Consider the following 25,074-nt stretch of genomic DNA (forward strand, 5'->3'; position numbering starts at 1 on the left):
GCCGCTGTGCCCCCACGATGTCGGTTCGAAGCGAGACTTTCCTCACCGCCAGCCGCAGTCCGTGCTACCCGCTGGCAGGTACGTCCCGCGCTGCTGGGGGGCGGTCAGCTGGGTCGATCGGCAGTGAGATCGTGATAGCGGTGCCGTGTCCGACCGGGCTGGTGACGTCCATCGTTCCGCCGAGCGCGTCGACCCGGTCGCGCAGACCGACCAGCCCCGAACCGCGGTCCGGCTGCACCCCGCCGATGCCGTCGTCTCCGACGTGCAGCCGCAGGGTGGAGTCGAGCTCCTCGAGCGTCACATCGACCCGGGACGCATCGGCGTGCTTGGCGGTGTTGGTCAGCGCCTCGGCGACGACGTAGTACACCGCTACCTCCACCTCCGGCGGATACCGGCCCTTGGCGTGGTTGACCACCTCCACCGGGACAGGTGAGCGCCCGGCCAGCGCTCGGAGCGCCGGGCCCAGGCCGCCCTTCGACAGGACCGCCGGGTGTACGCCGTGTGACAACTCCCGCAACTCGTCCAGTACGGCGGTCAGGTCATCGGCGACGCGGCCGATGTCCGCGCGCACGTCCGGCAGCTCCGCGGGCACGCTGCTCTCCGCGACACGCAGGTCCAACGCCAGCGAGACGAGTCGCTGCTGCGCGCCGTCATGGAGATCCCGCTCGATCCGCCGGCGGGTCTGATCCGCGGCGGCCATGATGCGCGCCCGCGACTGGGTCAGTTTGGACCGTGCCTCGGTGTTCGAGATTGCCGTCGCGATGAGCTCGGTGAAGTCGGAGATCCGGGACTCGGTGTGCGGTGGCAGTTCCGCACGCCGCGAGGCGACCTTGATCGCTCCCCAGACCCGGCCCTCGACCAGGATCGGCACGTCGATCACCGAGGGCATGGCCGGTACGGCGCCGTCCGTACCGGCAGGCAGGTCGAACAGCGTCCCCGGCCGGGTCTCACCCGGCCATCCCCGGCCGGCGAGGAACGTGGCCTTGCCCTGCGGCTCGAGTCGGATCAGCGCGGTCGCCTCCACGGCGAACAAGGTGCCGATCTCAGCAGCGACCGCCGCGAAGACGCGATCCGGCTCGACCCCACGGGCGACCAGCGTCGCCACCCGCCGGAGTGCTCCCTGCTCGTCCGCCAGACGGCGGAGCTCGGCCCGCGCCTCGGCATTCTCGACGGCGGTGGCCACCAACTCGGTGAACGCGGCGATCTGTGCCTCTGTCTTCGGTGGGAAGCCGTCATGCCGTTTGGTGGATGCGGCGACCACGCCCCAGACGCTGCCGGCCACGACCACGGGACATCCGACCGAGGAACGGATGCCCAGGGCGCGAGCTTCCGCCGCGATCCCGCCGGCGGCGCCCGTGAAGGTCTCCAGCCGCACTGGGACACCGGATCGCCGGATCTCACGTGCGACGCTCGGACCGTCGAGCTCGAATCGCGTGCCGACCGGCAGTCCGACCTGGTCCCTGCTCCACGCGGCGATCCCGACGACCGTTCCGTCCGGCTCATAGCGCTCCATCCGGGCCAGGTCAGCGTCGCACAGCAGACCGACCTCACGAGTCACAGCCTCGAAGACCGCCGTCGGCGACGCGGACTCGGCAACCAGAGTCGCCACCCGCCGCAACGCCGACTGCTCCTCCGTCAGACGCACCGACTCCAAGGCCGCCCGCCGCGACCGCGCCGCCAGTTGCGCCACCACGACCGCTGTCACGAGGAACACTCCGAGACCGATCAGATTCTCGGAGTCGGCAACCGCCAGGGAGCCGATCGGCGTCAGGAAGAAGAACGCGAAGGTCACAATGCTCAGGACCGAAGTCAGAGCGGCCAACCGGGCGCCCCAGACGATCGCGACCGGCAGAACCGCGAGGAGATAGAGCACCAGTAGGCCCGCCACCGCAACGTGTCGCTCGAGGACCGCCACCGCAGCGGTCACGCCGGCGACCAGCACCACGCTGGCGGCCGCCCCGGCCAACCAGCGAGCACTGAGCTGGTCAAGCACCCGGCTGAGGGTCATCGCACCTTCTCCCTAGCCGAACGCTAACGGACGTGCGCGCCCGCTGACGACTCGTCGGCTCTTGCTGCGGCCGACGTACCGGGTAGCAGGAACTGGATTGGGCGTTGGCTTCGATGACCGACGCCCCGGCGGGGAGCACCATCGAGGACATGACTCTGCTGCGCTACTTGGTCAACCGGTCCGCGCTGCTACTGCGGACAGTGACCCTCGCCCATACCGGATCGGACGCAACGATCCGGACGCCCGGGCATCACGGTCCCAGGCCGTTAATGATGCCAGTGGCAACGACCAGGCCGGTCTGGCTGAAGTTCTCTCAGACGGCCGGGCAGGCGTCCCTGGTGCCCTGCGTCATGGCGATGCACCGATCCGTCGAGATGCACGTCGCGCGCCGGGCCGGTGTCGCACTGACGATCCAGCAGCTCCGCGAAGCCGCGGTCTACTCGGTGACGTACGACGAGTCCGTCGGGCGCCACGTGCACGAGGTGTTCGCGCCGTTCGGCATCACCTATCAGCCGATCAGCGGCGTCTCCTGATCTAGGGGGCCGCCTGGGCAGCCGCCAGGAAGTGCAGGCTGTCGTCGACGATGAAGCAGCGCAGTGCCATGCCCTCAGCATCGCCCACGCCACTCCCCCACACATTCCGGGTACCGGGACCTCTTGCCGGATCCCCCCGGGCCGATCCCCGGCTCCAGCTGCGGACGCGTCAGCCGTTGTGGTCGGGTACAGAGATCGGCAGCGTGCATGACACCGTCGTACCGCCGTCTGCGGGGCTACGGACGGTGAAGGTCCCGCCCAATGCGTCGAGGCGGTCCTTCAAACCGACCAGTCCCGATCCCAGGGCCGGATCCGCACCTCCGACGCCGTCGTCGCGCACGGACAGCCGGAGCCTGCCCTCGGCAACCTCGGCCTTCACCTCGACGAGCGTCGCGTTCGCATACTTGGCCGCGTTCGTCAGCGTTTCCGAGACCACGTAATAGGCCGCCACCTCGACCGGCTCCGGCAGCCGGCCGTCGATCGCCGCGTCGAGCTCCACCGGTACGGCCGAACGCCGTGCCAGCGCACGCAAGGCCGGCCGCAGCCCCGACTCCGAGAGGACCGCCGGGTGGATCCCGCGGGAGATCTCCCTGAGTTCGTCGATGACCTCCACGAGCTCGGTGGCGATCTGCTCGACCTCGGCGCGGACCTCCTCCGATGCCGTCGGCTCGGTCGCCACCGATCGCAGACCGAGGGCGAGCGAGACCAGACGCTGCTGAGCGCCGTCATGCAGATCGCGTTCGATCCGGCGGCGCGCGTCATCCGATGCGGTCACCAGCCGGGCCCTCGACGTCATCAGCTCCGCCCGGCCCTGCGCATTCGCCACCGCAGTCGCGACGAGATCGGTGAAATCCGTCAGTCGCCGTTCAGTGTCGGACGGCAGTGGTCCCTCCGTGGACCCGATCGCGATGAGCCCCCATACCCGGCGGTCGACATGAACCGGCATCCCCACGGCCGCACGCAGGCCTTCGCGCAGATACCGCTCCCCGCCCGGGATCTTGCTGTAGTCGTCGATCCGGGTGGCCCGCCCGGTCCGCAACACGGTCGAGGTCAGGCCGGTCGGCGGATAGCCGGTCCACAGCTCACCGACCCGCACGTGCGGTCCCGTCGTACCCTCGCTCGCGACCAGCGTCGCCGTACCGTCGGCCTCGAACCGGATCATCCGGGCCGTGTCGTTGCCGAAGTGCCGCGAAACCTCCCTGGTCACCGCCGCGAACAAGGCATCGGGCGGTTCGGCCGCCGCGACCAGCATGGCCAGGCGGCGCAACGACGCCTGCGTGTCGGCCAGATCGCTCCGCTCCTTCTCAGCCTCGGCAGTACGACGGCCGGCCTCTATCGTCACTGCGCCGACGGTCACCGACATCACCAGGAAGAGGCAGAGCAGCAGCACGGTGGCCGCGTTCAGCTCCCGCAGCGGCGGAAGGAAGTACCAGTCGAACGCCTGAATCACGACGACACCTACCGGCAGGGCGTACATGATTCCGGCCAGTCGAGCCACGCCGAAGACGACCGCGAGCAGAAGTACGCCGAGGACGACAGCCGGCACCCGGTCTCGTGCCGCCGAACACACGACGGCGGCAAGCACGAAGGCACCGGCTCCGGCGAGGAGCGCGGCGACGATCTGCAGCACCAATCGCCCGCGGGGCGGGGTCCACCACCAGGTGGTTCCGCGAGATTCGTCCGGTCGACCGCCGGTGGGGCCCATCCAGGACCTGCCGGAACCTGTCACCACCTGTCGAGCCTCCCACTGCCGTTCGCAGCGCACAACGGCAGGCAATCATCCGCGCGGGCCGTCCGTCATGGATGCTAGCGGGAATCTTGCCCGGACCCCTGCTAGCCGGAATGCGCGGGCGGTCGCTGACTGTGATGCTTGAGCACGTGGTGAAGTGCTTGATCGTCGACGACAGTACGGCGTACCTCGCGGCGGCCCGGCGACTGCTGGAGCGGCAGGGGTTCACGGTGGTCGGTGTCGCGTCCAACGGTGACGAGGCCGTCCGCAGCCTCGACGAACTGCGACCCGACGTCGTCCTCGTCGACATCGATCTGGGCGGCGAAAGCGGTCTGGAGGTCGCCGAACGGCTGGACGGGAGGCCGGGTTCGGCGTCGACGCCGATCGTGCTGATCTCGACCCATGCCGAGGAGGACTTCCGGGACCTGATCGCCGAGAGTGCAGCCGTCGGGTTCATCCCGAAGGCGGAGTTGTCCGCACACGCGATCGAGGTGTTGCTGGGGAGAGCCCCTGACGGCCCTCGTGGCTCGTGACCACCAAGTCGGGATCGCCCGCGGTCGGTGTACATCCGCAGGCCCTGCGTCAGGCCGCCGCGTGCTGGGCCTGAGGTGCCGGCGCGAGCAAGTCCCGAAGCGCCTTCCGGCCACGGTGCAGCCGGGACATCACCGTTCCGAGTGGGATGCCGACGAGGCCCGCGATCTCCTTGTAGCTGAAGCCCTCGACATCGGACAGCAGGACGACCTCGCGGTACTTCGCGGACAGCGAGGACAGCGCCGCTCGAAGCCGCTCGTCCGGGATCGATGCGATCACGGTGGTCTCGGCCGAGACGTGCGCCGTACGCCGCACCACAGCCGGGTTCCGTTCCCAGTCCTCGTGGACGGCACGGGGCCGGATCTGTGCTTGGCGGAACCCGTTGATGAACACGTTGCGGAGGATTCTCTGCAACCAGGCCGACAGGTTCGTCCCCGGCTCGAACCGCCCGAAGCCACGGTAAGCACGCAGGTACGTCTCCTGCACCAGATCCTCGGCATCCGCCGGGTTGCGGGTGAGCCGGTAGGCTGCGGCGTAGCAGCGTGGCAGCAGCGGCAGCGCCTCCGCTTCAAAGCGAGCCTTGAGCTGTTCGGGACACTGGGTTCGCACGCTTTCAGGATTCCGCGGGCGTTCTGTTCTGTCGTCGCGGCAAGCGGCAACTTCGACCCCCTGCTGGTTGCCACTCGGTGTACCCGCCAGCAGGTAGCCGAGCGAGCGCTGCCGTTGGGAATCGGTCATGATGCGACGCTATGCCGGTCTGCGTCGGCCTGGTGTGCTGTCTGTGCGCAGGTCTCGGTCAGGTGTGCACGGTGCTTGTCCTGGTGCAGTGCGCGCCATTCGCGCGGTGACATGCCGAAGGCCTCGCGGAAAGTGCGGCTGAAGTGAGTAGGGTCGCCGAAGCCCCAGCCATGCGCGACGGCGGAGATCGTCCGACCGGTCGCCGCGCTTCTGGCGAGCTCGCGCCGGCACCCCTCCAGCCGACGTACCCGGATCCATTCACCCAGTACGACGCCGGACCGCGACAGTGTCGTGTAGAGGTGCCGGACAGAGATGTTGTGGGCCCGGGCGATCTTCGTGGCGGTCAGATCGGGATCGGTGAGATGCTGCCGTGCGAACTCCATGATCCGCAGGGCGAGCGTGTTCTCCATCGGTTCCAGGTCAGGTGCGCCGTCGCCGAGCTGGGAGGCGACGACTGCCCGGATCAGCTCGATCGTCGGAGCCTCGAACACATCCAGGTCCGCCTCGGTGGCCAGCCGGTGGTCACCGACCAACTGCCGCAGGTACGTCGCCGCGAGGTTCGCGACCGGATTCGGTGAGCCGAGGCACAACCCCGCGACACGGGTGAGCGCCTCGTCGGTCAGCGCCAGGCCGGGCCTAGGAATGCGTACGGAAAGCTGGTTGTTCCTGTCCAGACTGGTCGACAGGTACGGCTGGCTGCAGTCGAGCAGGATCAAATCGCCCCGGCTGAGCAGCGTTCGCCGGTTGCCCTGGACGACGGACCGCCGACCGCCCAGCTGTAGCTCGACGACGATGCTCGGCTTGGAATCGGCCCGGGCCAGTCGTACTGTGCGCCGCACGGTAAACGGCGTCGTCCTGACCATCAGGATCGACAATGTGCCCAGCCTGCGACCGGCACCTCTCGCGGACACCTCGTCCGGACCAACATGATGCTCGATCTCGACCGGCACCGCGGCGCCGCCGATCGCGTCCCGCAAGAGACGGAGTCGGTCGTCCGGCGGCATCTTCGCGGTGTCGAACAACTCGGGCAGCGAGCCGTTCCGGTGGGACGGCACCAGTTCGAGGTCGTGAGCCATTGCAGCCTCCTGTCGATCATCGCGCCCATATCTGGGCGGCAAATACGACGCTAGGAGGCCAGGCGCCACTCCGGCATCGGCCATCCGACGCACCGACGACCCAATTGAGCAGAAGCAGTCACCGCGTTGCGGCGCTATGTCCACGATGCCGCGCATGTGGGACCAGATCAGATTACTTGCTGACGGCAACAGGAGAGGCGCCCCGGCCGAGGTCGGTCCGGGACGCTTCGTGCCGCAGCACTCAGTCGAGCGGGCGGAGTTCGTCGGCGTACGAGACCGAGGTCCGGCGGAGGACGCCGGATCTGACGGAGTACTGACCCATGCGCCACAGCGGGGGGCTGTAGGCGTGGACGGTGACGCTGCCCTTCTCGACACCCATCAGGCGATGGATATGGTCAGGGCCGAAGCCGTAGACGTCGCCGGCCTCCACCTCGGTCTCGATCGACTCGGTGCCGATGGCCAGGTTGTGCTCGACCAGCTTGCCGCGGGCGACCGCGACGGCGCCCGAGGAGACGTCGTGGTCGTGCCAACCGGTGTCGTTGACCGGCGTCCAGCAGATCAGCCATACATCGACGTTGGCGTCGCGGTGCAGCGAGGCGAAGACACGCTCCTCGTCGGAGTAGGCGACCTTGCCCTCCCACAGGTGCGGCTGGGCCGCGATGGACGCGGCGACCTCGGACAGCTCCGTGCGGTCCAGGTCCCGGCCTGGAAGGTCGTCCAGCGACAGGCGACCGGTCAGCTCCACGAGCCGACCGGCCTGGCGCGCTGGTACGACATCGGTTGCCGGCTGAGCAGTCACCGCAGAAATCCCGGACGGCGACGGTCACGACTTGCGATCTCCTCGCGGTGCCTGTTCGCCTTTTGGCGAGAGCGCATGACGGCAGCCGTTCCGATGATCAGCAACGGGACATCGTTCGATCTGATCCACCCGAAGAAGCTCTTTCCACTGCTTTCGCGTCGCGTTTCCGGCCGGGTCGCGTTCTTCGCTCGGACCGCGTCGATGACGTCCTCGGTCCGCTTCGCGCTTTCGGTCAGGGTGCTGAGCCGCTCGGAAAACCGCTTCATGGCGGGCTCCTTTCTCTCTGTGTGGGATGTACCCATCTGTTCGCGTCTGCGCTGAGAACGTTATGTCTGATCCGGTGGGTGTGACCGGCGCACAGTGCTCAACGTCTCGGCATTTTGCGCACACCGTTATCGAGCACCTCGGCCACGCGTGAATCTCTGCACGAAAGCCGGGATGCCGAGCATGATGCGCAGACCAGGCCGGGCCGCGCGCGCGTACGGTCGTAATCTCCACCTGACGACCTGGAGGTCACATGAGCACCACAGACACGAGCGCCGAACAGCACCATCCAGTCGTCCTCGCAGCCATGAACAAACGATCGCAGGACCTCCAACTGCTGATCGCCGACAAGATCACCGCGTTCGCCGGCTCGATGCCGTTCGTCTACCTCCATGCCGTGGGATTCGCGCTCTGGATGCTCTTCGTCGAGTCCAGTCCTTGGCCGACTCTCACTCTGATCGTCTCCCTCGAGGCGATCTTCCTGTCCACGTTCGTCATGATCGGACAGAACCGGCAGGCCGCATTCCAGCAGGCCAAGGCGGATCACGACTTCACCGAGCAGGAGCTGGAACTCAAGGACAACACGAAGCTCACCCGGGAGATTCACACGCTCACCGCCGAGCTGCACAAGCACTTGATCCGGGACACGAGTAGCGAGCAGCCCCAGCAATAGCCCACCTCATCGATCACGTCGCACCGGAATGGGTGGTGCTCGCGCGTTCAGGAGTCCGGGTGGCCTCGCCGTCTGAGGTGGCTTTTTCGGGGGCCTTGACCTTCGGGGAGAACGAGCACCTTTACGGCAGCCGCTACGGGGATCGCCATGATCGCGCCGGCCAGGCCGAACAGACTGCCGCCGATCAGGGTGACCAGCAACACCGCAACGGAGGACATGTTGACGGTGCTGCGCAGCACACGCGGTGCGATCAAGTAGTTCTCGGCCTGCTGGTAGAGGATGAAGAAGAGCAGCACAATGACGGTTCTCGGCCAGATGCCCACGGTGAAGAGCGAGACGACGAGACAGATCGCCGCGGCGAGCGTCGCTCCGATCATCGGGATCAAGTCAGCGATCGCGACCGCGGCGGCGAGCGGCAGGGCGAACGGAACTCGCACCAGCGTGAGACAGGCAAAGGCCGCCACGCCGGCGATCAGGGAGATGGCGACGTTGCCGAGCATGTAACCACCGACCTTGTCGACCACGACATCTGTGATCTCAGCGACCCGATCGCGGCGGCCGGGAAACAACCCGGGCAGTCCCTGCCGAATGTGCGGGAGGCCCGCCATGAAGTACATCGTGAGGACGAGCACGGTGATGGTGGACGCGGCCGTTCCGATGAACCCGTGGACGAAGCCGACGGCGCCACCGGCGAGCTTGGCCGGGATCCCGGCTACCAGGGCGCTCAACCGGTTGGTGAGGTCGTACCGGTCGGTGACCTGGCGTACCGCCGTCGACTCGCCGGACAGCCTGTGGAGGTAGCCGGGAAGGTCGGCGAGGAGCTTGGTGCCCTGGTCGACGATCGCAGGCACGACCGACCACATGAAGCCCGCTACGACCGCCGCGCCGACCAGGCAGACGACGGCCACGGCGGTCGAGCGGCGCAGGCCCCGCCTCAGCAGCCACTGCACCGCCGGATCCAGACTTACCGCGAGGAACAGCGCGAAGAGGACCAGCACGAGGATGCCGCGTACGGCGTAGAGACTGAATGCGCCGAGCAGCACTGTAAGCACGCCGAGGGTACCTGCGGCCGCCCACCGGAACACCGTGGCGGATGGTACGGGCGCGATCCCCGGTGGGGTCGTTGCGCGAGTGCCGGCCTCGGCCCGCGACTCGGAGTCGTCACGGTCGTCTCGGTCATCGGCTGCCACGGCCATGGCATCTCCAGTCGGTCGCGTCCGGGTCGATCCGCGCGGGTCACGGCAGCCACGATAAGAAATCTGCTCGCCTTTCGAATCACGGAAATCCGTGGTGGGCAAGCTGATCCGGCCGCTTCGAATCCTGAAGGTGGGTAGTCATGCCGCCGCGCACAACCACTACGGGATCTGGTGATTCGAGCTACCCGCTCCGGCTCATACGTTCGGTTGCAACCGAGATCCGCACGGTGCGGGTTCGCGACGCATGGGAGTTCAAATGACGAATGACGAACTGCAGCTGAACGTTGCCGACGAACTGTTCTGGGACCCCAAGGTCGACAGCGAGGCGATCGCGGTGTCAGCCAAGGAAGGCACGGTGACACTGCGCGGAACGGTCGGCAGCTTCCGGCAGAAGAGGGAGGCCAAGAAGGCGGCCAAGCGCGTCTACGGGGTCGTGTACGTCGACAACGAACTGGAGGTGCGGATCCTCAACGAGCAACGGCGCGACGACGCTGACCTACGCGGCGATGTCCTGCAGGCGCTCGTCCTCGACTCGCTCGTACCGAGCACCGTCGATGCCAAGGTCAAGGACGGATTCGTCACCCTCACCGGCTCCGTGGACTGGCAGTACCAGCGCTCGGAGGCTGCGTTCGTCGCCGGAAACATTCTCGGAGTCATCGGTGTCGAGAACGACATCTTCCTGGAGACCCCGACCCCTTGGCCCGCCGACGTCGAGGATTCGATCAAGAAGGCCATGCAACGTGACGCCAAGCTCGACGCGGAGAACATCCAGGTCGAGACGGCGAGCGGTACGGCGACTCTGACCGGAAACGTGCGTTCGTGGGCCGAGCACGACGCGGCGGTCGCCGCGGCCTGGGCTGCTCCGGGCGTGACCGACGTCAACGACCGCCTGAGCATCTTCTACTGAGCACACGCCAAGGCCGGAAGCACCCGCGATGGTTCGATCACGGGGGTGTTGATCAATCGCGGGTGTTCAGGCCTTCGCAACCGCCATCTGGCCTGGCTCCACGTCAGGCCGGATGGCGATGTCCGCCACTGAATTCCTTTGTCTAGGAGCGTTTCCATGTCCATCTCCAATTCATTGCTCTGGCGCGGGTTGCTGGCGATCGTGATCGGCATCGTGTCGGTGGCGTGGCCCAATGTCACGGTCGGAGCGCTGGTGATCCTGTTCGCCGTGTATGCGTTCATCGCGGCCGGGTGGGATGCGGTCGCCGCGTTCAGCAGCGACCGCGCCGGACCAGTCCTCGGATGGCTCCTGCTTTCTCTCCTCTCGATCGCCGCAGGGATCGTCGCACTGGTGTGGCCGGGCATCACGGCGATTGTGCTGACGGTGTGCGTGGGGGTCTGGGCCGTTGTCACCGGCGTCGTCGAGATGGTGGTGACCTTCCAGGGAAGCAAGACGGCCGGCGAGCGTGCCCTGTGGATGCTGACCGGACTCGTGTCGGTCGCGTTCGGAGTCGTGCTCTTCATCCGGCCGGACATCGGCGCGCTCTCGCTGGCCACCGTGTTCGGGTTGTACGCCATCGTCTATGGAGTGTCGGGCGTGGTGTTGTCGATCCACACCCGGAAGGCAGGCGCCGCCGCTCCCCAGACGGCCACCGCCGCGGCCTGACGCCGCAGCGGCACACAGGTGGCCCCGCGAGCACCGGGTTCCAACCCGAGGCGGGGTCGGCCTGTGGCTACCCGCCCTACATCCCCCTGCGAACATGGAAGGGCAGGCCATGCTCAGTGATGCCAAGCACCGCAAACTGACTGAGATGAAAACGCCGCCGCGCCTGAGTGCCAGGAAGGCCACCGCCACTCCCCTGTGCCAGGCCGACGCGGGACGTTCGAGCGGACCGATCTGGGCCTCACTCGAAGCTGAGCTTCTCTCCGCCGCCGCCACTGGTGAGGACCTGCACGCGGGACTCACCGAGGTCGCCACGGTCCTGCGACAGCGCAGCGGGGTCGCCGGCGTCGAGTGGTGGCGTGGGACCGGCCACAAGTCCGTGTTCCACCTGGTGCTCAAGGAAGGATCAGTGGGGCCGAGGACGGCGGTTCCGCTCGGCGCGGCCGGAGCACTCGTGCTTGTCGGTGACGTCTCCGCTCGCCTGATCTCAGCCGTCTCCCGCGTCGGACCGGTGCTGCATCACAGGTCGATCGCCGAGCAACTGGCGGACGAGGCCGAGCGCCTAGCGCGACAGAACGAGGCGCTCGAAGACCTGGTGGCGCTCGTCGCCCATGACGTGAGGTCGAGCCTGCTGTCCGCTCTGGGAGGTGACGGCCCGGGAGAGAACAAGATGCCGGCGCTCGAGCTCGTCGACTCGATTCTCGAGGCGGTGCGTGCCGACCAATCACCCAGAGGTGTAGCGTCGGTCGCCGACTGCGTACGACTGGCCGCGGCGGATCTCGGCGGCGTCCCTGCGGATCTCGTGACGAGCGTTGGCGGAGACGTTCCGATGCCACACGCTGCCCTCCGGTTGGTGCTGCGCAACCTGCTCCGAAACGCGGTGGCCGCCGGCGCCAAGAGGATCCACATCTGGGCTCGCACTCTTGGCGATCGCACCATGCTGATCGTCGACAACGATGGCGCCAAGCTGGGGGCGACGGAATGCTATGCCACCGGTACTCAGCTCGGTCTCGCTCTGTGTCGTCGGCTTGTTGCGAGGTGCGGTGGAGAGCTCCAACTCAGACCACGTGCCGTCCGCGGAACGCGCGCCATGCTGGTCTTGAGTGGAGTCTGCGAGTGATCCGGGTGCTGCTCGTCGATGACCACCAACTGTTTCGCTCGGGGGTCCGGGCGCGGCTCCGGGAGGAGGACGGCATCAGCACTGTCGGCGAAGCAGGCACTGCTGGGCGGGCGGTGATCGTGGCTCGTGCGCTGCAGCCCGACGTCGTACTGCTGGATCTGGTGCTGCCGCGAAAGAGCGGCAGCGAGACCATTCCAGAGCTGTTGAAGGCCGCGCCGTCGATGAAGGTGATCGTCGTCTCGTCCCAGAGCAGACCGAGCTCAGTACGCCAAGCAATCGCCGCCGGAGCGCGCGGCTACGTGCTCAAACGAGCCTCCGAAGCCGAACTGATCGACGCCATTCGTCGGGTCGCGACGGGCGAGCGGTACGTCGACCCCGATCTTGGCGCCCAACTCGCCGGTGCGGACTCCGTGCCGGAGCTCGAACCGCTCTCGAATCGCGAGCTCGATGTCATCCAGTTGCTCGCCCTCGGCTACACCAACGCGGAGATCGGTGCGAAGCTCTACCTCTCTGTGCGCACCGTGGACACGCACCGGGCACACATCATGCGCAAGCTTCGCCTCGGCACGCGCGCCGAGCTGGTTCTCTTCGCGCTCGCAAACGGCCTGATCGGAAGCGCGTGAGGTCCCCGCACGCACGTGCGAGGATCATGCTTGTGGGTGAAGATGTCTCATCACGCGAGCCGACCCCCGAGGAGGGCCTGCGCATCGTCCTGGAGCGCTTCGACGTGGGAGTGGTCGTACGCCGGATGATGCTGGGCTACCGCCAGCTCCCGGCGTACACCCGCTTCGACCTCCTGCGGGACCATACGCCGTGGGTGCGGTGGAACGTCGATCTCTTGCTTCGCTGGATGATGCACGGGACGCCTCCAGATGAGTACGTGCTGTCCGAGCTGCGCGAGTTCGTCCGTGATCGCGCGGCGGCCAGCCTGCCGATCGAAGAAGGCATCTTTGTCTATCGTCGGGGTACGCGGATGCTGTGGGACGCGCTGGTGGACCTCTCCAGCGACGTGGACCGGTCGCTGTTGACCGCGAACGCCGACAGCCTGTGGAGTTACCTCGACCGATACCTGGACATCGTCGTGGACACGTTCGCCCTCGTCTATGCAGACCAGGAAGACATGCCGTCCACAGCCGGCGACCGTCGCGCCGGTGCTCTGTTCGACCGGCTGTGCGCCGCCGGGTTGCCGATCACGATTGAGGACACCGACCGCGCGGCCCGGCTCGGTTTTGATCTCTCGTTGCCGTTCTGCCCGTTCACGGCGGAGCTTGTGGGCGGTTCGGTCGCACATCACGCCGCTCTGGCTGCGCGGTTGCGCGGCACGGCCGCGCTCGCCTTTACCGAAGGCGTCCGGGTCACCGGGCTGACCCCGCCTGCGTTCGCGTGGGAAGGATTCCTCGCGGACCGTCGGCTGGTGCTGGCACAGGACCCACCAACGCCCAGGAACCGTCTCGGGTCGGCGGTCGACAGCCTCCGGTCCCTGAGTCTCCTGGCGACAGAGTCCAGGCGCCGCGGACGTGTATCGGCCGAGGACTTCGGACCCCAGCTTCTGCTGGCAGACTCGCCCGCGCTGGCTGAGCGGATCACCAAGCGGGTGCTCGGCCCGCTCACCGGGGCCGGCACAGCGGACCTCGCGACCACCCTGCGCAGTTTGGCCGCACACGGGTTCGACGCGTCGGCGACCGCCGCCGCGATCCCGGTGCACCGCAACACGCTGCTGCACCGGGTGAAGCGGATCGAGAAGCTCACCGGCCTCAACCTCAGGGAGCAGCAAGACCGCAGCCTTGTACTGCTTGCCGTCATGTGGGAGACCAGCCCGGTACGCCGGCGGCTGGCCTCCAGCTGACCGGGGTCGACGGGCAAGCGACGCAACTGGCGCACAGCGGCGCCTGAAGGCCGGGTCTTCGGTGGCCTACGCTGCCTATGTCGGCGAGACTCGGCAGTGGAACGGCAGGACATCGATCATGGGCGTGTCTAGCGGTGATCTTGGAACCGGGCTGCTGGACCGGCGCGGCGAGCGCGCGGCAGTGGATCGGGCGCTGGACCGGGCACGTGCAGGCAACAGCACCGTGCTGGTGGTGCGAGGCGAGCCCGGGATCGGCAAGACGGCGCTGCTGGACTATGCGGTGCGCCGGGCCTCGGCATCGGAGTTCCGTGTGGTCCGGGCCGGGGGCGTCGAGTCGGAGATGGAGCTCGTGTTCGCCGGGCTGCACCAGTTGTGCATGCCGCTGCTCGGCCGGCTGGAACAGCTGCCGAAGCCGCAGCGTGACGCACTGGCAGTCGCGTTCGGGATGCGGGAGGGGCAGGCTCCGGATCGTTTCCTGGTCGGCCTGGCCGTCTTGAGCCTGCTGGCCGCGACGGCAGAGGACCAGCCGCTGGCCTGCGTGGTCGATGACGCGCAGTGGCTGGACCGGTCCTCGCTACAGTGTATGGCGTTCGCGGCCCGGCGGCTGCTGGCCGAGCCGGTCGCGCTGATCTTCGCCGCCCGGGGGCCTGGCGGTGACCATGAGCTGGCCGGGATGCCGGGGCTGACCGTGACCGGGCTGGGCCACGACGACGCGCGGGCGTTGCTGGCCACAGCGATCGGCGGCCGGGTGGATGCGGAGGTGCGGGACCGGATCATCGCCGAGACAGGCGGGAACCCGCTCGCCCTGCTCCAGCTGCCCCGCGGTCTGGGACCGTCCGAGCTGGCCGGCGGCTTCTGGCTGCCCGACTCGCGGCCATTGGCCAGCCGGATCGAGAACAGCTTTCACCGGCAGTTCCAGTCGCTGCCGCCCCAGACCAGGCGGATGCTGCTGACCGCCGCAGCCGAGCCGACCGGCGACGTGACCTTGTTGTGGCGCGCGGCCGAACTGCAGGGGATCCCACCCGACGCCGCAGCGGCTGCCGAGACTGCCGGCCTCGTCGAGCTCGGCGCCCGGGTGCATTTCGGCCATCCCTTGGTCCGCTCCGCTGTGTATCAGGCGGCCTCGGCCGGTGACCGGCGGGAGACGCATCGCGCGCTGGCCGAGGTCACCGATCCCGAGGCTGATCCCGACCGGCGGGCCTGGCACCGCGCCCACTCCGCGGCAGGGCCTGACGAGCAGGTGGCCGCCGAGCTGGAGAACTCGGCCGGGCGGGCCCAGGCGCGCGGTGGACTGGCCGCCGCGGCCGCGTTCCTCGAGCGCGCAGCGGCGCTCACCGACCCCACGCAGCGCGCCGCACGGGCGCTGGCCGCGGCCCAGGCCAAGATCCTGGCGGGCGCGTTCGATGCCGCGGTGAAACTGCTGGGCATGGCCGAGGCCGCACCGCTCGACGGCCTCCAGCGCGCCCGCGTCGACCTCCTGCGGGCCCAGCTCGCGTTCGCGGCAAATCGTGGCAGAGACGCCTCGCCACTGCTGCTGAGAGCCGCCCAGCGGCTCGAGCCCATCGATGCCGGTCTTGCCCGCGATACCTACCTGGACGCACTGAATGCCGCCCTGTTCGCAGGGCGCCTGGCCAGTCCGGGTGGAACACCGCAGGAGGTGGCAGCGGCAGCGCGTGCGGTGCCGCGGCCGCCGCACCCGCCCCGCGCGCCCGATCTCCTCCTCGACGGCCTGGCCGCGACGTTCAGCGACGGATACGCGGCAGGACTGCCGCTTCTGCGACGTGCGGTGGCCGCCTTCGACCGGGAGACGTCCGCGGAGGAGGATCTTCGCTGGCTGTGGCTGGCCTGTATCGCCGCGGTCGACCTGTGGGACGACGACCGTTGGGACAAATTCTCCAGCAGGCACGTCCGGCTGACCCGGGAAGCCGGCGCTCTCAGCGAGCTTCCCCTCGCCCTGACCCAACGTGCCTACGTGCTCCTCTTCGCCGGCGAGCTGGCCGACGCGGCCTCCCTCGTCGAGGAAGCGGAGGTCGTCACGGAGGCGATGGGGAGCCGCATCGCGCCGTACGGCGTCCTGGCGCTCGACGCGTTGCGGGGCCGCGAACCCGAGCCTTCCGCGCTGGCCAACGCCACCAAGGAAGAAGTGATGCTGCGTGGCGAGGGCCTGGGGATCGGCCTGACCGATTGGGCGACCGCAGTGCACAGCAACGGTCTTGGTCACTATCGGAGAGCGATGGCTGCAGCCGAAAACGCCAGCGCATACCTCGCTGACGTCAGCGTCACAGTGAACTGGGGCCTGGTCGAGCTGATCGAGGCGGCCGTCCGCGCCGGGTCGCCCGAACACGGGATCGACGCCCTGCGGCGGCTGTCGGAGTCCACCAGCCTCAGCGGCACCGACTGGGCGCTCGGGATCGAGGCGCGTTCACGGGCGCTGCTGAGCGAGGGCGAGACCGCCGACCGGCTGCACCGTGAGGCGATCGAGCGGCTCAGTCGCACTCGCATGGGTGCGGAGCTTGCTCGCGCGCATCTCGTCTACGGCGAATGGCTCCGGCGCGAGAATCGCCGTACCGAGGCCCGCGAGCAGCTTCGCATCGCCCACGAGACGCTCACCGATATGGGGATGGACGGCTTCGCCGACCGCGCCCGCCGCGAGCTGCTGGCCACCGGAGAGACCGCGCGCAAGCGCACCGTGGACACGCTCACCGATCTCACCGCCCAAGAAGCTCAGATCGCCAAGCTGGCCCGGGACGGGCGCACCAACCAGGAGATCGGCAGCCAGCTGTTCATCAGCCCCCGCACCGTTGAGTGGCACCTGGGCAACGTCTTCACCAAGCTCGGCATCACCTCACGCAAGGACCTCCGTCGCCCGATCCGCCGGTGACCTCTCGAGCAACGGTCATTTCGCCGCAGCGCCTGCCAGGCCGCTCGGAGCAAGAGCACACCCGAGGCTCCGCCGCCCCCCGTACCCGGGCACAACCAGGGGACTCGACCCGGGTCTACGCCGGGGATGACACGCGCCGACCGGCGCGACAGTGACTGCATGAACGAGACATGTGACCGTGACCGATGCGGACCAGCGGTCCGGGTCGATGCAGTCGCGCGGCCTGGTCGCAGTGCCCAAATCCCGCGCTCTACGTTGTGCACCCGCACAACCCGATACCTGCCACGCTTGGCTCTTGACCTCGGACAACGGGGCAATCCCTACCGAAGGAACCCGGCCATGCCGCAGCCGGCGTTCCTGATCATCGAGGAGCGGTCAAAGTGATCACAGTGCTTCCGGCTTCCGCCGAGCTGGTCGGGCGCACGGCCGAGCTGGAGTTGATCGACTCGATGCTCGACGGGCAAAGCGGCACTGGCCTACTACTACGGGGATGCCCGGGGGTAGGTAAGACAGCGCTGCTGGACGCCGCGGCCGCCCGCGCCGGATCCGCCGGCGCGCGGGTACTGCGGGTCTGTGGCGTCGAGTTCGAGTCCGACATCGACTTCTCGGCGTTACACCAGCTGCTCTACCCGCTCCGCGACCACGTGGACCAGCTCGCCGGCCACCACCGTGACACCCTGCATCGGGTGTTCGATCTCGCGCCGGAACCGTCACTGCACCCACTCGCGGCCTCGACCGCTGTGCTCGCCATGCTGAGCAAGCTTGCTCAGGAAGGCCCGCTGCTGGTGCTCGCCGACGACCTGCCGTGGATCGACAAAGCCAGCGCGATCGCGCTGGGGTTCGCCGCGCGGCGCCTCGGCTACGACCCGATCCTGTTCTTGGCCACCGCCCGGACAGCCGCGGATGGCTTCTGCGACCGGGTCGGGCTTCCCGAACGTGTGATCGGGCCACTGGCGACGAAGGCGGCCTCGAAACTACTCGACGCTCAGTGGCCCGGGCTGGCGCCGACCGTACGGCGCCGACTGCTGACCGAGGCCGACGGCAACCCGCTCGCGCTGCGCGACCTGGCGGCCGGCCTGACCGACCGGCAACGCTCCGGCCAGGACCCACTCCCGAGATTCCTGCCCGTGACCGGGCGCCTGAAGGAGACCGTTGCCCACGCGCTCGACACGCTGCCGGCGCCGACCCGGAAGATGCTGCTGCTGGCCGCGCTCGACAAGAGCGCGCGCCTGACCACCATCGAGGCGGCGGCGCTGGGCGACGCACGCACCGACGATCTGGCCGCCGCGACCCAGGCAGCCATGGTGCATGTCGATCACGCCGCCGACCGTGTGTCGTTTCGCCATCCGCTGATCCGCTCGGCGATCGTGAACCTGACACCGGCAACTGAACGCCGGGTCGCCCACGAGGCCCTCGCCGCACTGACCGACGACCCGGTACGCCGGGCGTGGCACATGGCCGAGGCCGCGACCGGACCGGACGAGGCGGTCGCCCGGGCACTCGACGAGGCGGCCCTGTCTGCCTGGAGGCGCGGCGATCGGCCCGGCGCCGCCGACCAGGCGGCGGACGAGCTGCCGGCCAGCGATCGTCGACGCCGGGGCGCATCCGCCGCGGTGACCCTGCTCGTGCGTGCCGGAGAACTCAGCCCGGACCCGAACGACCGGTCGCGGCGACTGGTCGAGGCCGCCTACCTCGCCGGCCTCAGCGGCCAGCTCGACCAGGTGGACCGGTTGCTGGCCGATGCCGGACACCCCCAGGACACCCCGACCGGGCTGGTCTTCGCGGCCACCGCCCACCTGCTAACCAACGAGGGCGATGTCGACTCCGCCTACCGGCTGCTCGCCCGAGCGCTGGACGACGTCGCGGACACCGCCAAGCCCAGCGGCTGGGACCACCACGCGATCCTGTACACGCTGCTGCTTGCCAGCCTCTACACACTCCGGCCAGAGCCGTGGGAGCTGCTGAACAAGGCACTGGCCCGCTTCGATCCCGACACCGTCACGGCGTTTCGCTTGTGTCATGACGCCTACGTCGACCCCACCCGCACCTCCGACAACATCCGAGCCGGCCTCGCCCGCGCCTTCGACGATCTGCCGCCCGACCCCGCACCCTGGCAACTGATCCCGCTGGCCTTCGCGGCCGTAGCGATGGACGCGATGTCGGACTACCGCCACGTGGTCCGGCACATGATCGACCGTGAACGTGACGGCGGCGCGATCGCCATGGCCATTCCAGGATTGATGCTGCTCAGCCACGACTCTCATGTGCGCGGCCAGTGGGACGAGGCCAAGAAGCTTTCGCAGGAGGGACTGGACCTGGCCACGGCCTACGGCTACCACTTCTGGGAGGCTCAGATTCGCGCCCTGCAAGCGGCAGGCGCGGCCCGTCGCGGCGATGTCGACCTCGCTCTGGCCCACAGCAAACAGACCACGAGTTGGGCCGCTCCACGCCGCATCGAGGTTGCCCGGGCGTACGCCCACTCGGCCCGGCACCTCGCGGCGATCGGCCAAGGCGACTTCGACGAGGCGCATCTACAAATCTCTCAGATCGACGCACTCGGCGTTCCCAGCCCCGGCGTCCCGGGGCGATGGGTGATCCTGGACCAGGTCGAAGCCGCGGTCCTCACCGGCCGCATGGACGAGGCCCGCGGCCACGTCGCCGCCGCCGAGCAGGCCGGCATGGCCGGCATCGGCCCACGCATCGAGCTGATCGTCGCCGGCGCCGCGGCGATCGCCGCCGAAGAGACCGAAGCCGGGCCCCTGTTCGAAGCCGCCCTGGAGCTGCCCGAAGCCGACCGGTGGCCATGGGAGCATGCGCGCATCCACCTCGCCTACGGACGGTGGCTGCGCCGTACCCGCGATACCGGGCGCGCCCGTCTGCACATCCGGGCCGCCCTCGAAACCTTCGAGCGGATCGGCGCCGCCGCGATGGCACAGCAGGCCCGCAGCGAGCTACGTGCCACCGGCATCGCCACCACCAGTCGCCCCGACACCCCGACGATCCCCCTGACCGCGCAGGAACGCCAGATCGCCGAACTGGCCGCCACCGGGCTGACCAACAAGCAGATCGGCGCACGGCTGTACTTGTCCCACCGCACGGTCGGCTCGCACCTGCATCGCTTGTACCCCAAGCTCGGTATCGCCTCACGCGCTGCTCTCCGCTCGGCCCTGGAGACGATCACGGACGGCGTCGACGTCGGTCGGTGAAAGCACCGGTTCAGCCTGGCCGCAGCCGGTGATTTTGCGCCGCGCGACAGTCAAATGACCGACGACGCGACGTCGTCGGGTTGCAGACGATGGTCACATCGGCCGACACCCACGAACGACGAGGTTGACCATGCGAAGCACGGGAACGCGCCAGGCATCACGGACGCGATCGATTTCACCACTGCCGGTCCGTCCCACATCGCTCGCGATTGCCCCTGGTGACGTCCGGCCGACGAGCCACCACGACGAGCGTGCGGCCCTCGATCAGGTGCTGGCAAACGCTCGCGACGGAGTTGGCGGCGCGCTCGTCGTGCGGGGGGAGTCGGGCAGCGGCAAGACCGCGCTGCTGGCGCACGCCGTCGAGCACGCGACCACGTGGCGCGTCGCGCAATCGGCGGGCGTCGAGCCCGAGATGGAGCTCGGCTTCGCAGCGCTGCACGGTCTACTCACCCCGTTCCTGTCACGCCTGGACCAGCTTCCCGAACCGCAGCGTGATGCCGTTGGTGCGGCGTTCGGACTGGTCGCGGCGGCGACTCCGGAACGGTTCCTGGTCGGCCTGGCCGTCTTGGCGCTGCTGACCGAGGCGGCGGAGGAGCGGCCGGTGCTGATAACGATCGACGACGCGCAGTGGCTTGACGCGGCGACGGCAGACGTCCTCGCTTTCGTGGCGCGGCGGCTGATCGCCACGCCGATCGCCTTCGTCATCGCCGTACGCGAACCGACCCCCCGGCTTCGCTCCTTTGACGCACTACCGACCCTGCAGCTGACCCCGAGTACCGACGGAGAGGGATCAACGGACCCCGCTCCCGCGACCTGCGCCCTGACGATGCTCGACCTCGGGCATGGGCGCTACCAGGAGGCACTCAGCCGCGCGCTGGAGGTCTTCCACGACGATCCCCCAGAGTTCGGTACTCGAATCCTGCCCGATCTGATCGAGGCGGCTGTCCGGAGCGGCGACGGGGACACGGCGGCATCCGCTCTCGAGCGGCTCTCCGAGCGGACACGATCCAGCGGAAGCCACCTGGCGTCTGGGCAGCTCGCCCGTTCCCGGGCTCTGCTGACCGACGACGGGGAGTCTCTTTACCGACTGGCGATAGAGCACTTGCAGCAAGACGATGCCGGGGTAGACCTGGCCCGCGCCCATCTCCTGTACGGCGAGTGGCTACGGCGTCGGCGTCGTCGCCGAGACGCCCGCGAGCAACTGCGCGCTGCACAGGACTTGTTCGACGCCATCGGCTTGACGGCTTTCGCGCACCGTGCCTCGGTGGAGCTCCACGCGACCAGCGAGGCGGTTCGTCATCGCAGCGGTGAGGCCGACGAAGAGCTCACCCCGCAGGAGGCGGAGATCGCCCGACTGGTCGCCGAGGGCTCGTCGAACCGCCAGGTCGCCGCACAGATGTTCATCAGCCAGCACACCGTCGAGTACCACCTGCGGAAGGTCTTCCGCAAGGTCGGTGTCAGCTCCCGCACCCAACTCGCCCGAGCCATCCTCGTTCAGTCCCGCGGCGATGCGACCCCGGCCGCGGCCACCGCGTAGCTGCGCGCCAGAAGCCTTGTTCTACGTGCTTTCCGCAACTGATCAGCGGCCACTCCGATGTCGTGGAGCGGCTCGGCACGGAGGATCGAAGAGTCCGATGAACCGATGCGAAGGAGGACACAATGTCCTGGGACGACGATGTGACGGCGGATGTCAACGACGAGCTCTTCTGGGATCCGAAGGTGGACAGCGCGGCGATCGCCGTGTCCGCCGACGACGGCACGGTAACGCTTCGTGGCACTGTCGGCAGCCTGCGCGAGAAGCGGGAGGCGCAGAAGGCGGCGCAGCGGGTCTTCGGGGTGATCTCGGTCAACAACCAGTTGAAGGTGCGGTTGCTGGACGGCCAGGGGCGCGCTGACTCCGATCTGCGCGGTCTCGTCCTGCAGGCGCTGATGCTGGACAGCCTTGTGCCGACCACGGTCGACGCCAAGGTGACGGATGGTTTCGTCACGCTGACCGGCACGGTGGACTGGCAGTACCAGCGCGACGAGGCGGACCTCGTTGCCTCGAACATCGCCGGGGCACTCGAGGTCTTCAACGAGATCGGGATCGCGCCGTCGGCGCCGAACCTCGCGGACATGGAGGACTCGATCACGAAGGCCTTCAAGCGCAACGCCGCCGTGGACGCCGACGGGATCCAGCTCTCGACGATCGACGGCGCCGTGACGGTCAAGGGAACGGTGAGGTCGTGGGCCGAGCGCGACGAGGCGATCGCCGCCGCGTGGGCGGCGCCCGGGGTCACGTCCGTTCGAGACGACCTGATGATCAAGTACTGACCAGCGTCCAGGCACGGGCGACACCACGACGCCGTCCGTGCCTGGCGTCAACAGAATTCTCCTGGTGGTGTGTGCATGACCTCGAGCGGCATCCTCGTATCCCTGGCCGGGTTGATCGATCGCTCCGTCTACGACCGCAGAGGGTATCGGGTCGGCCGGATCGTCGATCTGGTCGTTGCTTCAGGCATCGGCGTTGAGCACCCACCGCTGCACGGCATCCTCGTCCGTAGACGCCTCAAGGTGGTCTTCATCCCGTACACCGGCATCGCAGGCATCTGCCGGTGGGAGGTCTATCTCACGACCTCAGGTCTCCAGCCGCACCCGCTCCCCGGTCATGACAACTGGGTCGCGCTGGCCCGCGACCTCCTCGATCGCCGGATCCCGATCACCGATGGAAGCAGGACTGCTCGGGTGTCCGATCTTGTCCTCGTCTGCACGGTCGACGAGGTCCGCCTGGTCGGCGCGGACCTCAGCATCCGCACCCGGCTCCGCCGCCTCGGCATCCCCCGGATGAGGCGAAGCGTCGCCCCTCAACGCGCCTACGACTGGGCAGCCCTGGCCGCGCCGTGCGAGCGCTGAGCCTCCAGGGCGGATGCGCGAAACCGTGGGCTACGGCCGCGAGTTGAACACGCTGATTATCGACCGCTCCATCACCGGCCACTCGGCTGCCACGACCAAGTAGCGAGCTCCGGGCTGATCAACGGGGCCGACTCGGCGGCGATCTTCGGCGGTGTCGGCTGCGGTGGGTCCGGAGGGTGCTACCCGATTCCAAGCCACCAGCCGTGTCCCGGGGGCCTCCCCGCGCAGGTCCCCGGACACGCATCACCCAGGTCGTCGCCTGAGGCCCACTGCGGCCAGGGCCAGTCCGATCACGATGATGATCGGACCGGCCACCGCCCAGAAGGTGGTTCCGCTCATCGCGCTGCCGCCGATGACGTCGGTGCCTTGCAGGGTGAACAACAGCCCCAGGACTGCCACCACACCACCAACAGCAACGAGTAGACCGTTCCTCATGTTTGCCGGCTCCTTCGGTCGCTACGAACGGATGAGTTCGGCTGCGCGCTCGGCGATCGCGTAGACGGTTGCGTTGGTGTTGGCGGAGATCGGCGACGGCATCGCCGACGCGTCGGCGACCCTGAGGTTGCGGATGCCGTGGACGAACAGGCCGATGTCCACGACGGAACGCTCGTCGGTCCCGATCGCACAGGTCCCGGCGTAGTGCGAGTAGCTCCGCAGGTTCGTCCGGACGTAGCGCCGCAACTCGTCGGTCTCCCGGACATCCGGCCCGGGAAGCGCTTCGCTCCCACGCCACGGAGACAGTGCCGGCGCCGCACCGATCTCACGGGCGATGCGCAGCCCGGCAACCACGATGTCGAGATCACGCTCGTCGGTGTAGTACGCGGGATCGATCACCGGGCGCGCACCTGGATCGATACTCGCCAGACGAACGGAACCACGACTGTACGGCGCTACCAACGACACCGCGATCGTGTAGCCCTGACCGAGATCGGGGCCGGGCACCGCGTCGGCGTGCAGCGGAACGTCCACGAACATGAGCTGCACGTCCGGGCCGTGCGCACCGATTCCGGTGCTCAACAGACCTTGGACCTCGCCGTGGTTGTTGGCACCTGGTGGCATCGGCTGGGCGGACCGGTAGACCAGACCGCACATCGGATGGTCGTGCAGGTTCGCGCCGACACCGGGCAGATCGGCAACCACCTCGATGCCGACGTTTCGCAGGTGATCCGCCGGTCCGATCCCGGAGAGCATCAGCAGTTGCGGCGTACCGATCGTGCCCGCGGCGAGCACGACCTCCCCTGAACAGTCCGCGACGAACGTCTCGTCGCCGACGCGGTACTGGACGCCCCTGCATCCGTCGTCGTCCAGCAGCAACCGCTCTACCAGCGCGTCTGTGACCACCCCGAGGTTCGGACGGTCGAGCGCCGGGGTGAGGTAGGCGTCCGCCGCGCTTTGGCGCCGGCCGTTGACGATGCTCAGGTCGCACCAGCCGAACCCCTCCTCCAGACCACCGCTGATGTCGCGCGCCATCGCGTACCCGGCTTCACCGGCAGCTTCCAGCCCGGCCGCCGAGATCGGATGCCCCTGAACCGCCGGACCCGGCGTGAGTGGACCACCGACACCACGTAGCGCCGGATCACGCCCCTCGGTGTGTTCGCTGCGCTTGAAGGCCGGCAGCAGATCATCGAATCCCCAGCCTTTCGCGCCACCGTCGGCCCAGGCGTCATACCCGGCTCGATGCCCGCGCACGAAGTTCATCGCATTGATGGACGAGGAGCCGCCCAGCCCTCTGCCACGTGGCCAGGCCACCGGCCGGCCCGAGGCCTGCTGGGCCACGGTCTGATCCGCCCAGTCGGCTGATGATCCCATCAGGCTCGGCCAGGCCGGTGGGATGGCCATGGCCTCGAGAGCCCGCCCACCACCTGCCTCGAGCAACAGCACGCGTACGCCGCTCTCCGACAATCGAGCCGCCAGCACACAACCCGCAGTACCGGCGCCTACCACCACATACTCATAGCCCCGCATGTGCAACT

22 protein-coding genes are annotated in these 25,074 nt (G+C 68.5%); 14 read left to right on the forward strand and 8 right to left on the reverse strand.

Going from position 1 to position 25,074, the window contains the following annotated elements; translation table 11 throughout:
• Positions 1-64: 64 nt before the first annotated feature.
• Positions 65-2,008, reverse strand: coding sequence for a DUF4118 domain-containing protein (locus EV652_RS32930; protein WP_132213188.1), 1,944 nt, complete (start codon positions 2,006-2,008; stop codon positions 65-67).
• A 149-nt stretch (positions 2,009-2,157) separates the two neighbouring features.
• Here EV652_RS32930 and EV652_RS32935 point away from each other — a divergent pair, with 149 nt between their 5' ends.
• Entirely contained in the window at positions 2,158-2,541 is a 384-nt protein-coding gene (locus EV652_RS32935; protein ID WP_132213189.1) for a hypothetical protein, read from the forward strand.
• 169 nt (positions 2,542-2,710) lie between these two features.
• On the opposite strand, the gene EV652_RS32940 is transcribed toward EV652_RS32935, so the two are convergent.
• Positions 2,711-4,171 (reverse strand): GAF domain-containing protein, encoded by a 1,461-nt coding sequence (locus EV652_RS32940; RefSeq protein WP_199238531.1) that lies wholly within the window; start codon positions 4,169-4,171, stop codon positions 2,711-2,713.
• Between the two features lie 236 nt (positions 4,172-4,407).
• Between EV652_RS32940 and EV652_RS32945 the strand changes: the two genes are divergently transcribed.
• Positions 4,408-4,803: a response regulator gene (locus EV652_RS32945; RefSeq protein ID WP_199238532.1), complete on the forward strand. Its 396-nt coding sequence runs from the start codon at positions 4,408-4,410 to the stop codon at positions 4,801-4,803.
• Between the two features lie 49 nt (positions 4,804-4,852).
• Here the strand turns inward: EV652_RS32945 and EV652_RS32950 are convergent, their stop codons facing one another.
• The 3 genes from EV652_RS32950 to EV652_RS32960 all read right to left on the reverse strand — a co-directional run bounded on the left by EV652_RS32950 (position 4,853) and on the right by EV652_RS32960 (position 7,414).
• Complete coding sequence (locus EV652_RS32950) at positions 4,853-5,539, reverse strand: sigma-70 family RNA polymerase sigma factor (protein WP_132213191.1); 687 nt, start codon at positions 5,537-5,539, stop codon at positions 4,853-4,855.
• Entirely contained in the window at positions 5,536-6,615 is a 1,080-nt protein-coding gene (locus EV652_RS32955) for a helix-turn-helix domain-containing protein (protein WP_158441341.1), read from the reverse strand. The genes EV652_RS32950 and EV652_RS32955 overlap by 4 nt, the downstream gene beginning before the upstream one ends.
• A 241-nt stretch (positions 6,616-6,856) precedes the next feature.
• A complete protein-coding gene (locus EV652_RS32960; RefSeq protein WP_132213193.1) occupies positions 6,857-7,414 on the reverse strand; it encodes a cysteine dioxygenase in 558 nt (185 codons plus the stop codon).
• Between the two features lie 75 nt (positions 7,415-7,489).
• Between EV652_RS32960 and EV652_RS32965 the strand changes: the two genes are divergently transcribed.
• Entirely contained in the window at positions 7,490-7,735 is a 246-nt protein-coding gene (locus EV652_RS32965) for a hypothetical protein (RefSeq protein ID WP_132213194.1), read from the forward strand.
• Positions 7,736-7,931: 196 nt separating this feature from the next.
• The gene (locus EV652_RS32970) at positions 7,932-8,351 is read left to right on the forward strand and encodes a DUF1003 domain-containing protein (RefSeq protein WP_132213195.1); all 420 of its coding nucleotides are present in this window, start codon (positions 7,932-7,934) and stop codon (positions 8,349-8,351) included.
• A 47-nt stretch (positions 8,352-8,398) separates the two neighbouring features.
• On the opposite strand, the gene EV652_RS32975 is transcribed toward EV652_RS32970, so the two are convergent.
• Entirely contained in the window at positions 8,399-9,403 is a 1,005-nt protein-coding gene (locus EV652_RS32975; protein WP_206752106.1) for an AI-2E family transporter, read from the reverse strand.
• A 400-nt stretch (positions 9,404-9,803) separates the two neighbouring features.
• Here EV652_RS32975 and EV652_RS32980 point away from each other — a divergent pair, with 400 nt between their 5' ends.
• The 10 genes from EV652_RS32980 to EV652_RS33025 all read left to right on the forward strand — a co-directional run bounded on the left by EV652_RS32980 (position 9,804) and on the right by EV652_RS33025 (position 23,101).
• Positions 9,804-10,454, forward strand: coding sequence for a BON domain-containing protein (locus tag EV652_RS32980; protein ID WP_158441343.1), 651 nt, complete (start codon positions 9,804-9,806; stop codon positions 10,452-10,454).
• Between the two features lie 156 nt (positions 10,455-10,610).
• Positions 10,611-11,159 carry an HdeD family acid-resistance protein gene (locus EV652_RS32985; RefSeq protein ID WP_132213198.1) on the forward strand — a complete coding sequence of 183 codons (549 nt, stop codon included), beginning with the start codon at positions 10,611-10,613 and terminating at the stop codon, positions 11,157-11,159.
• A 145-nt stretch (positions 11,160-11,304) separates the two neighbouring features.
• Positions 11,305-12,276: an ATP-binding protein gene (locus EV652_RS32990; RefSeq protein ID WP_158441345.1), complete on the forward strand. Its 972-nt coding sequence runs from the start codon at positions 11,305-11,307 to the stop codon at positions 12,274-12,276.
• Positions 12,273-12,899: a response regulator gene (locus EV652_RS32995; RefSeq protein ID WP_158441346.1), complete on the forward strand. Its 627-nt coding sequence runs from the start codon at positions 12,273-12,275 to the stop codon at positions 12,897-12,899. The genes EV652_RS32990 and EV652_RS32995 overlap by 4 nt, the downstream gene beginning before the upstream one ends.
• A 32-nt stretch (positions 12,900-12,931) precedes the next feature.
• The gene (locus EV652_RS33000; RefSeq protein WP_158441348.1) at positions 12,932-14,122 is read left to right on the forward strand and encodes a PucR family transcriptional regulator; all 1,191 of its coding nucleotides are present in this window, start codon (positions 12,932-12,934) and stop codon (positions 14,120-14,122) included.
• Between the two features lie 118 nt (positions 14,123-14,240).
• Entirely contained in the window at positions 14,241-17,003 is a 2,763-nt protein-coding gene (locus EV652_RS33005) for a helix-turn-helix transcriptional regulator (RefSeq protein ID WP_132213202.1), read from the forward strand.
• A gap of 380 nt (positions 17,004-17,383) precedes the next feature.
• The gene (locus EV652_RS33010) at positions 17,384-20,209 is read left to right on the forward strand and encodes an AAA family ATPase (RefSeq protein ID WP_132213203.1); all 2,826 of its coding nucleotides are present in this window, start codon (positions 17,384-17,386) and stop codon (positions 20,207-20,209) included.
• Between the two features lie 130 nt (positions 20,210-20,339).
• Entirely contained in the window at positions 20,340-21,746 is a 1,407-nt protein-coding gene (locus tag EV652_RS33015; protein ID WP_132213204.1) for a helix-turn-helix transcriptional regulator, read from the forward strand.
• A gap of 122 nt (positions 21,747-21,868) precedes the next feature.
• On the forward strand, positions 21,869-22,522 hold the full coding sequence (locus EV652_RS33020) for a BON domain-containing protein (RefSeq protein ID WP_132213205.1): 654 nt from the start codon (positions 21,869-21,871) through the stop codon (positions 22,520-22,522).
• Between the two features lie 75 nt (positions 22,523-22,597).
• A complete protein-coding gene (locus EV652_RS33025; protein ID WP_132213206.1) occupies positions 22,598-23,101 on the forward strand; it encodes a hypothetical protein in 504 nt (167 codons plus the stop codon).
• Between the two features lie 243 nt (positions 23,102-23,344).
• Here EV652_RS33025 and EV652_RS33030 read toward each other — a convergent pair whose 3' ends face one another.
• Together EV652_RS33030 and EV652_RS33035 are read right to left on the reverse strand one after the other, a co-directional pair.
• Entirely contained in the window at positions 23,345-23,536 is a 192-nt protein-coding gene (locus EV652_RS33030; protein WP_132213207.1) for a hypothetical protein, read from the reverse strand.
• A gap of 21 nt (positions 23,537-23,557) precedes the next feature.
• Entirely contained in the window at positions 23,558-25,066 is a 1,509-nt protein-coding gene (locus EV652_RS33035; RefSeq protein ID WP_132213208.1) for a GMC family oxidoreductase, read from the reverse strand.
• Positions 25,067-25,074: the final 8 nt, after the last annotated feature.

It is taken from the genome of Kribbella steppae (assembly GCF_004342025.1).
Taxonomy (GTDB): Bacteria; Actinomycetota; Actinomycetes; order Propionibacteriales; family Kribbellaceae; genus Kribbella; species Kribbella steppae.